This is a genomic window from Ilumatobacter sp., from assembly GCF_046290335.1.
Classification (GTDB): Bacteria; Actinomycetota; Acidimicrobiia; order Acidimicrobiales; family Ilumatobacteraceae; genus Ilumatobacter_A.
The window spans coordinates 513333-526385 of record NZ_JBKAGH010000003.1 but is presented as its reverse complement, the minus strand read 5'-3'; the positions used below and the strand labels follow the sequence as shown (position 1 = coordinate 526385).

Annotated in this window: 10 protein-coding genes; 5 read left to right on the top strand and 5 right to left on the bottom strand. The window is 64.8% G+C overall.

Translation table 11 applies throughout. The features are described from left to right. Positions 1 to 2: 2 nt before the first annotated feature. A complete protein-coding gene (locus ACE37B_RS15005) occupies positions 3 to 338 on the bottom strand; it encodes a hypothetical protein (RefSeq protein WP_409924132.1) in 336 nt (111 codons plus the stop codon). 248 nt (positions 339 to 586) lie between these two features. Between ACE37B_RS15005 and ACE37B_RS15000 the strand changes: the two genes are divergently transcribed. Beyond that, positions 587 to 5545, top strand: coding sequence for a BTAD domain-containing putative transcriptional regulator (locus tag ACE37B_RS15000; protein ID WP_409924131.1), 4959 nt, complete (start codon positions 587 to 589; stop codon positions 5543 to 5545). A 222-nt stretch (positions 5546 to 5767) separates the two neighbouring features. On the opposite strand, the gene ACE37B_RS14995 is transcribed toward ACE37B_RS15000, so the two are convergent. The 3 genes from ACE37B_RS14995 to ACE37B_RS14985 all read right to left on the bottom strand — a co-directional run bounded on the left by ACE37B_RS14995 (position 5768) and on the right by ACE37B_RS14985 (position 7368). Next, a complete protein-coding gene (locus ACE37B_RS14995) occupies positions 5768 to 6196 on the bottom strand; it encodes a helix-turn-helix domain-containing protein (RefSeq protein ID WP_409924130.1) in 429 nt (142 codons plus the stop codon). Next, positions 6193 to 6603: a DUF6932 family protein gene (locus ACE37B_RS14990; RefSeq protein WP_409924129.1), complete on the bottom strand. Its 411-nt coding sequence runs from the start codon at positions 6601 to 6603 to the stop codon at positions 6193 to 6195. The genes ACE37B_RS14995 and ACE37B_RS14990 overlap by 4 nt, the downstream gene beginning before the upstream one ends. Positions 6604 to 6840: 237 nt before the next feature. Continuing rightward, positions 6841 to 7368 (bottom strand): GNAT family N-acetyltransferase, encoded by a 528-nt coding sequence (locus ACE37B_RS14985; RefSeq protein ID WP_409924128.1) that lies wholly within the window; start codon positions 7366 to 7368, stop codon positions 6841 to 6843. Positions 7369 to 7930: 562 nt separating this feature from the next. On the opposite strand from ACE37B_RS14985, the gene ACE37B_RS14980 reads away from it, so the two are divergent. The 4 genes from ACE37B_RS14980 (at position 7931) to ACE37B_RS14965 (ending at position 11670) form a co-directional block, all read left to right on the top strand. Further along, on the top strand, positions 7931 to 8290 hold the full coding sequence (locus ACE37B_RS14980) for a hypothetical protein (protein ID WP_409924127.1): 360 nt from the start codon (positions 7931 to 7933) through the stop codon (positions 8288 to 8290). A 696-nt stretch (positions 8291 to 8986) separates the two neighbouring features. Then, positions 8987 to 10054, top strand: a complete 1068-nt coding sequence (locus ACE37B_RS14975; RefSeq protein ID WP_409924126.1) for a hypothetical protein — start codon at positions 8987 to 8989, stop codon at positions 10052 to 10054. Between the two features lie 141 nt (positions 10055 to 10195). Beyond that, positions 10196 to 10963: a DUF4145 domain-containing protein gene (locus tag ACE37B_RS14970; RefSeq protein ID WP_409924125.1), complete on the top strand. Its 768-nt coding sequence runs from the start codon at positions 10196 to 10198 to the stop codon at positions 10961 to 10963. An 83-nt stretch (positions 10964 to 11046) separates the two neighbouring features. Further along, complete coding sequence (locus tag ACE37B_RS14965; RefSeq protein WP_409924124.1) at positions 11047 to 11670, top strand: nucleotidyltransferase domain-containing protein; 624 nt, start codon at positions 11047 to 11049, stop codon at positions 11668 to 11670. 136 nt (positions 11671 to 11806) lie between these two features. Here the strand turns inward: ACE37B_RS14965 and ACE37B_RS14960 are convergent, their stop codons facing one another. Then, positions 11807 to 13042: a Fic family protein gene (locus tag ACE37B_RS14960; protein ID WP_409924123.1), complete on the bottom strand. Its 1236-nt coding sequence runs from the start codon at positions 13040 to 13042 to the stop codon at positions 11807 to 11809. Between the last annotated feature and the right edge of the window lie 11 nt (positions 13043 to 13053).

Here is a 13053-nt window from a genome sequence, read left to right as displayed (position 1 = left end):
TGTCACACGGCACGCAGGTGGCGGCCGAACACCACGCTGTCGCTGTACGGGAAGTCGAGGGAGTGGTGCTGCACGATCGGTGCTTCGACCGGCGGCGTTTCGACCGAGGTCGGAGCCGCCACGGCGAGGGCCCCCACAGCAAGCGCGGTGGACAACCCGAGCGAAGCGGCCGACACGAAGCGGCGACGCCTGGTGGAGAACATCGACAATGCAATGCGGCGGCGTGTCGAGACGGTACCGATGCCAGCCGCCAACTCTCGCTGAGCAGCCGAACGGATCAGGTCGTCGTGGTGGTTCGCAGCGATGCGATCGGCCAGATGGTGGGTATAGGTGTTCATGTCGATCTCCTCGATCTGTTCTGGGTTTCGTGAACGACCTGAACACTGCGGACTCGGGGTTGCACGCCGATTGCACGATGACCTCCTCCACCTGGAACGCGGCAGAGAATTGCGGCGAACAACCGGCGTGATCCCTGTGGACTACGCTTGTGCGCTGGGGCGGAGCGGCAGAGACGGTCGTGCAACCGAGACGCAACCCTGGCTCAGGAGGCTTGCGACATGACCGCATCCGACGACAGGAACTCAGCGTGCTGACCGTGAACGTGCTGGGTCCGATCCGGGCCGACATCGACGGTCGAGCGGTCGTCTTGAAGGGCGCTCACCAGCGGCGGCTGCTCGGCATGCTGGCTGCTGCCGACGGACGAGTGGTGTCGACCGACCGCCTGGTGGATCAACTCTGGGTCGATGCGCCACCCGATGCTGCGACCAAGACGTTTCGAACGTACGTCGCACGGCTGCGACGCAACCTCGAGTCGTCCGGCGCACCCGATGGAGCACATCTCGTCGTGACCGAGGCGCCGGGCTACCGGTTGAGTGGCGACGTTGCGACCGACGCCAGGGTGTTCGCAGATGCCGTGGAGCGAGCGAGCGGCCGCCTTGCGGCCGGTGAACCGGCTGCCGCCTGGGTCGTCCTGAACGAAGCGCTCGCAATGTGGTCGGGCGACGCGTTCGACGAGTTCGCTGGCGAGGAGTGGGCCTCGGCGTCAGCCATCCGCCTCGACGAGTTGCGACTCGTGGCTCGTGAACTCCGTGCCCGAGCCCAGGTGGAAGCGGGGCGCCACACCGAAGCGATCGCCGAGATCGAGTCGTTCGTCGCCGAACATCCGCTGCGAGAAGCGGCACGGCGTCAGTTGATGATCGCTCTGTATCGGAGCGGCCGTCAGGCGGAAGCACTGCGCGCCGGGCGCGACTACGCGCGGTTCCTCGCCGATGAGACCGGTCTGGAACCTTCGGGCGCGATCACCGAGGTCGAGTCGATGATCATCGCGGAGGACCCACGCCTGGATGGCAGCCCTCACGGGCGACCGCTGCGGGGTTACCTTCTACGCGAACCGATCGCCGAGGCGGGGCAGAGCACGATCCATCATGCGGTCCAGCCCTCGATCGATCGCGACGTGATGATCACGGTGATCTCGCCGGATCTCGCCGACGACCAGGCGTTCGTGCGTCGGTTCGAGGGCCGAGCTCAAGCCGTTGCGGCACTCGAACACCCCGGCATCGCTCCCGTGTACGACTACTGGCGCGAACCAGGCGGCGCCTACCTCGTGACCCGCCACTACGCGGGCGGCACGCTCGGTGCGCGCCGCCGCACTACCTCATTCACCGCCGCCGAAGCATGGGACACGGTCACCAGGGTCATCGACGCACTCTGGGCCGCACACCAGCGCGGAGTCGCACACGGCGACGTCGGACTCGACACGATCTGGTTCGATGATCGGGGGAGCGCCGTGGTCGGCGGATTCGATCTCGTCACGACTGACATCTCACCTCAGCGAGACCTGGCCGACCTGGCCGACCTCGTCGACGACCTGATCGCCACAACCAGCGCCGACGCAATGTCCTCCTCGACGCTGTCGCATCACCGTCAGCTCATCGCCCTCGCCGAACGGCTCCGACACCGTGGCGAGAGCGCCGTGTCGGTGATGGCCGATCTGTTGCTCGACGACGGTACCGGCTCAGGCGGGACGAGCAGCGTGGCGACTTCGGTCGGCCCCAACCCGTTTCGAGGACTGGCCGCATTCACCGAGGCCGATGCCGATCTGTTCTTCGGGCGCGCCGAGATCGTCGACGAACTGGCCGAGACGATTCGTCACCGCAGCGTCGCCGCGCTGGTCGGTCCGTCCGGCTCGGGCAAGTCGTCGGTGGTTCGAGCCGGGCTCCTGCCCCGGTATCGAGCGGCCGGCGCCCTCGTCGCGACGATGGTCCCGGGTGTTTACCCACTCGAGGAACTCGAGATCGCGCTCACTCGCATCGCTGCGACGCCGCTCACCGGGTTCGCCGCCGAACTGGGGAGCGACGACGCTCGGTTGGCAACCGCGCTCCGATCGATCACCCGTGATCCCGACAGCATGCTGGTGCTCGCCATCGACCAGTTCGAAGAACTGTTCACGCTGTCCGACCATGCGCAACGCGACCGGCTACTGACCGCAATCGGCGATGCGTTGGATCACCCGGCGATCGACTTGCGTGTCGTCATCACATGTCGGGCCGACTTCATCGGTCGCGTGTTGGATCATCCGACGGCCGGCCCCCTCCTTCGCAACCGAACGGTGCTCTTGACCCCGCTCTCGATCGAAGACCTACATGATGCGATCATCGGCCCAGCCGAACACGTCGGCATGGCGGTCGAGCCCGGATTGGTCGCACAGATTGTCGGTGATGCTGCCGGTTCACCGGGCTCGCTGCCGATGGTCCAGTACGTCATGACCGAGGTCTTCGAGGCCGGCGCCGACGACGGGGTGATGACGCTCGCCGACTATCGCCGGCTCGGCGGCGTGACCGGCGGGCTTGCGCAGCGCGCTGAAGAGACCGTCAGCGCACTCTCACCTGCAGACCAGGACGCCACCCGTCGGCTGTTCAACCGCCTCGTCACGGTCAGCACGCCGTCGACACCGATGCGTCGGCGCGCTCGACGTTCCGAGATCGCCACCATCCCGAACGACGTCGTCGACGCGTTCGGTCGGGCACGACTCCTCGCCTTCGACCGCGACCCGACGACCCGCGACCCGACGGTGGAGGTGAGTCATGAAGCCCTGCTTCGCGAGTGGCCACGCCTTGCGGGCTGGATATCGGAGGAAGCCGACGGTCTCCGTCTGCTCGACGACCTCGCCGCCGCGGCGAACGCCTGGTCGGAAGCAAACGACGACGCCAGCCTGCTCTACCGAGGGAACCGTCTCGCCGCTGCAGCACAGTGGAGCGCCGGACACCCGGGCCAACTCTCCGATACCGAGTCGCGATTCCTCGCCGCCTCGACCGCCGCCCACGAGGCTGACATTGCACGCGAGCGTTCGCGCCTGACCCGCCTTCGCGCGCTCGTCACCTCCTTGGCAGTGCTGCTCGTCGTGGCCCTCGGTGCGACGGGTCTCGCGCTCTCAGCCAGCCAGCGCGCCGACGATCGCGCCGCCGAAGCCGACGAGGCGCGAGCCGAGTCCGATGCCACCCGGCAAGCGGCGGAAGTCGCAGCGGTCGCCAGCACGGCCCGGGTGCTGTCCGGTAGCGACCCGATCACTGCCATGCTCCTCGCGGTCGAAGCGAGCGCTCGGAGCACCCCCGATTCACCCGACGTGGCCGCAGGATTGTTGGAGTCGCTCTCGGCGGACCCTCGGGCCACACAACTGCTCGCACCACGCCCTTCCACGGGCCTCGTGCTCCAGCCCGCGAGTGGGCCTTACTACACGTACGTGTCTGACGACGCCAGCGTGGACGTCGTCGATGTGGAGGCTGGCACCACCCGCTCGGTACAACTCGACACGGCGCCCGGGGCTGCAACGACTGACCCTCGGGGCGAGTTCCTGTATGCCGTCGACGACGACCGGCTCCTGCTCTACGACATCGACACCGGCGACCTGCTCGCCGACCAGCCGGCGCGTGACTTCTTTGTGACGGCGCCGGGCCCGACCGCTGACGGCATCGGCGACCTCGCCGCCGCCTACCCCGACGGCCGGCTGGTGGTGCATTCACTCCCCGACTTCGAGGTCCGGTCATCGGTCGACATCGGACCAGGTGTCTTCGCCATCGCGCGATCCGGCGATGGCACCATCGCAGCGCTGCTCGACGACTCCGGCTCGCTCATCATCACGCCGGTCGACGGGTCGAGCGAACCACAGCGTTTCCCTCGTCCGGCGCAGACCGACGTCGTCGCTGTCGACGAGACCGGGACGCTCCTCGCGCTATCGGATCGCAGCGGACCGACCTACGTGATCGACCTCACGGCCGGCGAACCCGAACCGTTGATCATCGAGGCGAGTGTGAACACCAGCCTCGTGTTCAGCCCGAGCGGACGATCGATCGCCGTCGGCACGGCTGATGGCATCGAGATCTTCGACACCACCACGGGTGAACCGCTCACCGAGCCGATCGAGTTCGCTACCGGTGTCACGCTGCAGTACACAGGCGAACGCACGCTGCGTGCATTCGCCTCCAGCTTGGGCGTCATCGCACTCGACCTCGACGCGCCAAGCCGAGTCGTTGCGCAGATCCCGATTCCCGACTGGGGTGTCGCCGGCTTCGTCGCTCCCGACGCAAGCGGTGCCGTCAGCATCGTGGCGGTCGAAGACGGGTCGATGCGAGAGCAATGGTTCGCCACTCCGACCGCGCCGGGCGGCGCCGACCCCATCGACATCGGACCGTCACTCCCCACACGCGACAGCCGACCCATCGGCGATGGCCGCTTCATCACCGCCGACATCGAGGCCCTCACCTACGTGGAATCGAACGGTCGTGAGACGATCCAGACGATCGACCTGTCCGAACTGGTCGCACCCGGCATGCAGAGCTTCATCGCTCCGCGGGTCGGGAAGACGAGCGACATCCTCGTCCTCGCCGAAGGCGGCGAAGCAGTTCGCCGGAGTCAAGTGGTCGTGATCGACCGCATCGCCGGTGAGGCCGATGTCCGGGTCGATGCGACCGGCATCACTGTTGCCGAGTTCGCCGACCGCAACGAAGGTGTGATCGCGGTGGGTGACATCAACGGCGACGTCCGCTGGATCAACCCAGGAAGCGGCGAACAACCCGACACCGTGACGGTTGGTGCGTCCATCGGCGCGATCGCCGCAATGCCCGACGGATCGCGAACCGCCATCGGTGACTGGTCGGGCACGATCACCGTCGTCGACGCCGACCGCTCACCGATTGCCGAACTGGACAACGATGCGCCCTTCCCCATCCGCATGGCCTTCGTGGCCGATGGTGCCCGACTGATCGTCCAGTCCGAGGACGGCTCGATCGTGCTCTGGGACGTCGACTCCGCCACCCGGATCGGAACACTTCACCGCACCGCTGGTCTCCGCGGCGCATTCGAAGTGGCCGCCGACGGCCGCACCGTGCTCGTCGCCGACGACCGAGGCCTGCTCGAGATCTCGATCGATCCAGACAACTGGGTGACGCTCGCCTGTCGTTCCGTCGACCGAAGCCTGACCGAGGCAGAACTCCAGTCGGTCGTGCCTGGTGTGGAGATGATCGACGACCCTTGCGCCGCTGAAGGCTGACGCCCCTCGAGCTCACGACACAGTCTTCGGCAGCCTGATGCATGGCCGGTACACCGAGAGGCTACGCCCGGCAATGGTCGCATCCCGAAACCGGACGACTGGTCCGTTCGAAGAACCGCGAGAAGTTCCGGGCTTCGTCCGACCCTCCACGCATGACACCATCGATGAACCGAATCGCACCGACGGTTTGTCGGACCCGTCTCAAGTTGAACCCACGAGCGATCAGGCAGATGTGGTCAGTTCTCCACGCTGGGCGATGACGACGCCGAGAGTGTCGGCGATGTCGCAGAGCCGGGCAAGGCTCGTCGATCGATAGTCGTTGGCCTCGTAGCGCTGGATCTGTTGCTCAGCCACGCCAAGCTTCTCGGCGAGTTGACGCTGAGTCCAGCCGCGTGCGATTCGCGCCCGCACGAGCACGGTCGCCAGCTCCTCGAGGGAGCCTGCCTCGAACGTCGAGAGCGCGCCAGCTCGCAGCTGCTCGAAGTCGGCCAACTCGGTGCGCAAGTCGTCGGCTTGCGATCGCACGGCGTCGAGTTCCAGTTGATCGAGCTTGGTCCGCTTGCCAGGCCGCGACTCGATATTGGCCGCGGCCTCGTCGAAGCGGTCCAGGTGCGCCTTGGTGGCGCGGTACTGCACTTCGTTGGTGATCATGATGCGTCTCCCTTCGAGAGATTGATGACAACGATTCCCTTGCGACTCGTGTCGCGTTCGTTCCGAAAGAACTCCGAGAACGACAGGCCGGACTGGGTCTCGACGACGTTCGGGAACAGCTCCCCAACGAAGCGTGACTTCTGTGCTGAGCGGTGATCGGACAGGTCGAGCAGCACCGGGTCGAGAGCGCCGAGATCGACTCCGTCGGTGTCCCAGCAGGCGTCGAAATCGCCGGGCTCGTCCTTTGCCGTGACGAAGCTTCCGTTCAACCAAACGCGCCGACAACCCGCATCAGCGAGCCACTCGATTGCGGCGGCAAGACCATCGAGTTGCCGTCGGCGGCGCTCCGTCCAGCCGAACCGCTCGACCACTTCGTCCCACGACGCAACGTGCTCGCCCGCTGCCAAGACCGAACACAGGAATCACACCACAACAATATCATTGTGTAGCGGAGAAAGGGCCTGGCAACGGACCGAGCGCAGTTGAGATGAGATGGTGATGAGTTCGATTGGGTCTGCTGCGCGAGAATCGGCGAAGCCGTTCCGGTGAAGCGGCTCGTTCGGCAGCGCCTCATCAGGCATCGGAGTGCGTGATCGGACACCGTTCGGGATCGGCACGGCCGCGAGCGCCGGTCCGTGAGTTCGTCATGGCAGGCTGCGCTCCATGAACCGCCAGTCGTGGTGCAGCTCACTCGGTACTTCGGCACCGTCGTAGATGGGTCGATCCCGGAACCCCTCGGCTTCGTAGAGCCGGTGCGCTGACGTCATGAATGGACCGGAGTCGAGCCGCATGCTCGCATACCCGAACGATGCCGCGTCGGCGATCAGACGCCGCACGATGACGGCTCCCAGCCCGCCGCCGCGTTGGTCCGGGCGTACGAAGACCCGCTTCATCTCTGATGCCCCATCGCCGGTGCGGCGCACGCCGCCCATGCCGACGACCGAGCCGTCGCGACGCACGAGGTAGAAGACACCCTCGGGCGGCTCCGCTGAGCACAGCTTGTCGAGCGTGGCGGCCACGTAGTCGGCGATCGGCTGCCCCAACAATGCCGGCAAGTCGACCCCGAAGGCCTCTTGGATGTTCGTGTCCAACCAGGCGAGGTAGGCGACGTTGAGCTCGGTCAGCACTGTCCGGTCGCGGCGGGCGTCAGCAGGTTCGAATGTGATCGCCACCGGCGCCCCTCTCTGTCTGGAACGTCGAACCCTATGCGACATGGCGCACGCGAGGTCCACCGTTGTCGGAACCGCTCGGAGCGTCGCCTCGAGTCGGAGGATCACACGGGGTGACGCATGAACCTTCGAGGGTTGGGCTCCATCGGGATCGATGTCTCGGACCTCGATCCCTGACGCTCGTAGTCGGAGCTCCTGGGAACCCAGGTGATCTCCCACGACGACGGAATCGCAATGAAGGTCCACGACCGACCCTTCCGCGTGATCGTCCGACCCACCGACGCTGCAGACGGTCTGGCGTTCGCCGGCTGGGAACTCCCCGACGCCACCGCGCTCGAGTTATGTTCCACCGAACTCGAAGCGGCCGGGCTCACCATCGTTCGGGGCTCAACAGGCGAGCGCGAGCAGCGTCGGGTTCGGGGAACCAGCGGTCGAGGATGGCGAGGCATCGCCGACAGGTGGGTGTTCGGTCTTCGTCGGTGTCCGCACCAGTCGACGCGATTCCGGCCATCGTGTTCCATCGGATTCCGCACAGGGTCTTTGGTGTCCAGCGCCGGTCGGTCAGGTGCGTGAACCTGTCGTTGGTCGGCGAGTTCGGCCGCGTGCGGGATGGGACGGCTGGGTTCGTGTCGTCGGTGCCAGCCTCGTTGCGTTCGCGCTCACCGTCATCGCGTTGTCGCGCTCGAACGTGCAGAGTCTGCGCCGGTGGGTGCCGGCAGTCAGCTTGGCCGACGGCGGCTGGGTCGCCGCGTCGATCGCGACGATCATCGCCGGCTGGTACTCGAGCAGCGGTGCAGCCATCATCGGAATCATCGCGGTCATCGTCGGAACGTTCGCCATCGCCCAGATGCGACTCTTGCGAGCCCCTTCCGCACCCGTCACGCCGCCAGCAGATCTCACTGCTCCGCGAGAGCGCCTTCGATGAGCACGGATCACGCCCGAGCGATAATCCTGGGGCAAGAAGCACGCCAACGCGCCGCATCGCCGGCGAAGTCGCACGCCCTCTGACCGACGGAGGCCACTCGATAATCGCGCAGTTCGAGGGCAGTCCCGAACCTCTCGTGCAATCGGTGAGCCTCATTCCCCTTCATGCCTGGCGCAACGGCCCCCGAAGCCGGCACAACATCCTCGGCGGCCCGCCAGGCGTGATGACCGGACAGGCGTCCGCCTGCGAAACAAGCCCGCCGGCGGATCCAACGCTCTGTGCTCTGACCTTCCGGGTCGAACCCGAAGGTCAACTCTGTTGTACGGATGTTGTACGAGCAGGCGAGTTTGGAACGTCAGAGGCCCTTCCCGATCTCCCGAGAAGGGCCTCTGAACTGGTGTTCTTCGTTCGTGGCGGGGGCAGGATTCGAACCTGAGACCTTCGGGTTATGAGCTGGCTCGGGGTGGTGTCGGACTGTGACGGGTTGTGTTAGTTCGTGCCCTCTAGCACGGGTTTCGCGGACTCGGAATGATGGACTGTGACAGCTGATATCGGCCCGTGACGACCAAATGGTTAGAAGAATGGTTAGAAGTCGTGCGTGACACGACAACTTGCCTGATTCAGGCAAGTTGACGATCTGAGCAAATAAGTTCAGACTGGAACTCGATCCCTCCTCACGATTCAAACGATTCTCACATGGCCCGCAAACCGACTCCGAAGGTGATTCAGAAGCTGCTCGCCAGCGCCGGCGGCGAGATCGCGGACCGGCTCCCGTCGAGCTGGCAAGTGTCGGTGGCATCGCGGACGGCTGACGGCGGGATCATCCGCTTCGTCTCCCCTGCCGGTGACCGTTTCGAGGTGCAAGCGTTCGTCCGAAGACGGATGGATCCTCGGGCAGCCGCGGCGCTTCCGGACTTCGACGAGCCGACCGTCGTGATCTCCGATTGGCTCAGCCCTCGCACGAGGACGATCCTCGGCGATCGCGCACAGAGCTACGCCGACTCCACCGGAAACCTGTCCATCTCTCTCAATGAACCGCTGGTCGTCGTCCAAGCTGACGGGGCTCCGCGCGACCCAGCCCCGCGTTCCAAGACGCTGAGCAGTCTCCGCGGCCCGCGAGCCTGGGCGCTCCAACGCACCCTGGCCGAAGTGACACCGCCCTACGGTCTCGGAGATCTCGCCCAGGCGCTCGACATGGACGCTGGCTACGTCTCGCGACTCCTCACTGGGCTCGGCCAAGAGTTGCTGATCGAACGCCAGCCACGCAAGCCGATCGAGCGCGTTGATTGGGAAGCGATGATCCGTCAGGTCACGCGCACCTATGGCCTGCTCGCCGACAATGAGACGACGAGTTGGATTGCGCCCGCCGGCCCGGAGCAGTTCCTTAGCGACCTCTCGTCGTCGAAGCTCAAACGCTGGGCAGTCACCGGCTCCTACGCATCGAACCGCCTCGTCTCGGTTACCGCCCCCGAAATCGCCGTCGTCTATACCGATGACCCAGAGCGACTTGCCGACGCCCGTCGGCTCCGCCCGACCAAAACCGGTGGCAACGTCGTCATCGCCGTTCCCTGCGATCCGATCGTGTACCAGCGCACCTGGGAAGACGACGGGGTTGTGTTCGCATCGCTCGCGCAGGTCGCCATCGATTGCCTCACCGGATTCGGCCGCATGCCGGCAGAAGGTGAGGCGCTAATCAACTGGATGCGACAACGCTTGCCTCGGTGGCAGTGGGCGTCACTCACATTGGAGCCTGAGCTCCCGTGAGTAGCGAGATCGGGAGCGGGTACGTCGACTCGAGCGTCCAACGTGGCGTCAGCTTTGCATGATTTTTCGACGACTCTGACCGGGCTTCACGGGACAAACGAGTTGGGGCGCCGAGGGCAGTTCCGTCGTAGAGTCCGCTTCATGCCAATCACCCTTCCGCTCTTGCCGTTGGGCTCCTGGTTCCCGCAAGGAAACTGGCCTCGGCTGCCGTGTGGCGAGTGCTCGACCGGTGAACTTCAGATCGGCAAGCCCACCGAGATCGACATCGCAGCGGGTTACCAAGATCATGAGGGTTGGGAGCCGGAGTGGATCCATGGGCACTTCACTGTGCAGGCAGAATGCAGCAATCGTAGTTGTCGCTCGATCGCACTCGTCGCAGGAAAGATGAAGGTCGATGCTGACGTCGATGAGGGCGGCCACTGGTACGGCGAGTACGACACCTTCTACGAATTGAGATACTGCGATCCCCCGTTGCGTCTGCTCACCGTTCCGGACGGAACGCCTGAGGATGTGAAGCGAGCGATTGAGTCGGCCTCGCAGGTCGTCTGGATGGACCCGTCGAGCGCTGCCAATCGACTCCGAGCTTCGATCGAGTACCTCCTCACAGACCTCGGCGTCCCCAAGCGCGGAACGACCCACACACGGATCCAACGACTCGCTGCTTCACGACAGGACGTCGCGACGGTCCTGGAAGCTGTGAAATGGATCGGCAACGATGGCAGCCACACCGCTGCGCTACCGCTCAAGGATGTGCTCGAAGGGGTTGCGTTGCTTGAGCGAGCACTCCACCTGGTGTACGACCGCACCGCAGAAGAACTCGATCAGCTAGCCGACGAGATCAACCTTCGCAACCGCAACCGTGGCCAGCAAACGGCGCCAAGATCGACGAGCCAGACTCCTGACAAGTAGCCGAATCGCACAAGTCAGCCAGATAGCGCACATCTAAGGAACGATTGTTTCATTTATGATGCACGCTTGCTACGGTTCCGGGTGTGGATTTTGTCCGACCGATTGAGGCTGTGATTCCCGGTGCTCAGGGTCGGATCCTTGCTGCTCTTGTAGAGACCACCGCTCCATTGAGCCTGCGCACTCTTGCTCGTCTCGCCAGCGTGAGTCCGGCACAAGCATCGAGAGTGATGCCAGGTCTGGTGGACCTTGGCCTCGTCGAGCGCTACGAGGTTCCACCTTCGTCTCAGTTTCTCCTCGCCCGCTCGAACGTTGCTGCCCAGGCAGTGATCGAGATCGCTCATTCCCGCAACGCGGCGGCGGAGCGAATCGGACTGGCGGCCGCCGCGATGACGACTCCACCCGAGAGCGTCGTCATCTTCGGATCGTTTGCGCGTGGCGAAGCCGGCGCCGACAGCGACATCGACGTGGTGGTGGTCAGGCCGGACTCGATCGAAGACGACGACGACGATTGGGCCACCGCTCTGGAATCCTGGCGAGATGAGGCGAGAGCGATCACTGGCAACTCCGTCGAGGTCGTCGAGGTGAGCCTGAGTCAGGCTGGATCAAAGCTGCGGGGCCGGACCGAGTTCTGGCGGAACGTTCGTCGCGAAGGCGTCAGCATCCATGGCCTGAGCCTCGACAATGTCTCTGGAGTGGCGGTTACCTAAGCATTTGAAACGAAGAACGTGTCGGCGGGCGGGTTAAGCGACCGCAGTTGAGTAGTTCGTTTCGGTTCGGCGTGGACGTATCAACTTCGCTCTCAACCACCAGCGATCCGGATCGAAGCGGTCATAGGTGCCAGCGTCAGCGTTCCAGGATCTGAAGGACTCGGTCGCATCGGAAAACCCGATCGTGCCCGCGGCCGGTCGTCTCGACGAGAAGGCCGAGGTCCACCAACTTCGCGACAGCCTTGTTCGCCGAGACGAAGCTCACGTCGTACCGCCTCGCAGTCGACGCAACATTGAGGACCGGGCGCTCGACCAGGTCGCCGGCGATATCAACCGCGACCGAGTGCCTACCGGTTCCGCGCACGGTCGACATTGCTTCCTGCTGGAATGCAAGGAGGGCGGTGATCTTTTCGACAGTCGCTTGGGCCTGAGCTCGGATGCCTTCGCAGAAGAACGACACCCAGCGATCGACGTCGCCGGTCATGCTCATGTTCTGGAGCTCGTCTTGGTACTGCGCTCGCCTCGCCTCGAACCACGGCGAGACCGCAAATAGCGGTTCACTCAGCACCTTGCCGGCCAACAGTTGAAGAACGATCAGGAGACGGCCGATTCGTCCGTTGCCGTCGTGGAACGGGTGAAGTGTCTCGAATTGGTAGTGCGCAAGTGCGCTGTCAACGACGGCTTGCGCCGATCTCGTCTTCGGGCGATCGATCCAGTCGAGGAGATCGGTGAGGCCGGTCTCCAATTCGTGGCCCGGCGGGGGCGGGACAAAGCGCGCCTCTTGAATGCGGCCTCCTGACCCGATGACGACCTGGATGTCGCGAATCTCCCCAGCGCGATCTGCATCGGCGTCAGAGCCGTGCATCAGGATCGCATGAAGCTCGCAGATCAAACCGCGGGTGATTCGGCCACGTTCACCGACCCACTGGTAGGCGTACTCTGCGGCAGCTACGTAGTTGAGAATCTCCCTGAGTTCCGGCGTCTTCGCCTCAGCGCTGTCCTCTACACCAAACACGTCAATGAGCGGTGCGTAGGTACCTTCAAGCGCTGACGTGCTCTGCGCCTCTCGACGAAGAGTCGGACGACGAAGAAGCGCAGGATTCGGAATCTGCATTCCTGCCTGGTCGAGCCGCCCAAGGGCGAGCGCTGCCTCGGTGACAGCGTCGCGAGCGGCCGGCGAAAGCTCCACTTCGTCGGCGAGAGCGGCGGGCACGAACGCCCAGTGCTCGTACGTTTCGCCGAACCGGGCGTCGCTCCCGCTGATCGGCACGACGCTTCCGACCGGACTCTGCGCAAACCGCTCAACCTCCATGCGTTTAACTATAACGCACCAAGATTCAACGTGACGATGTGTGTTGAAGTCAACTTTCATCGCCGCTCAGA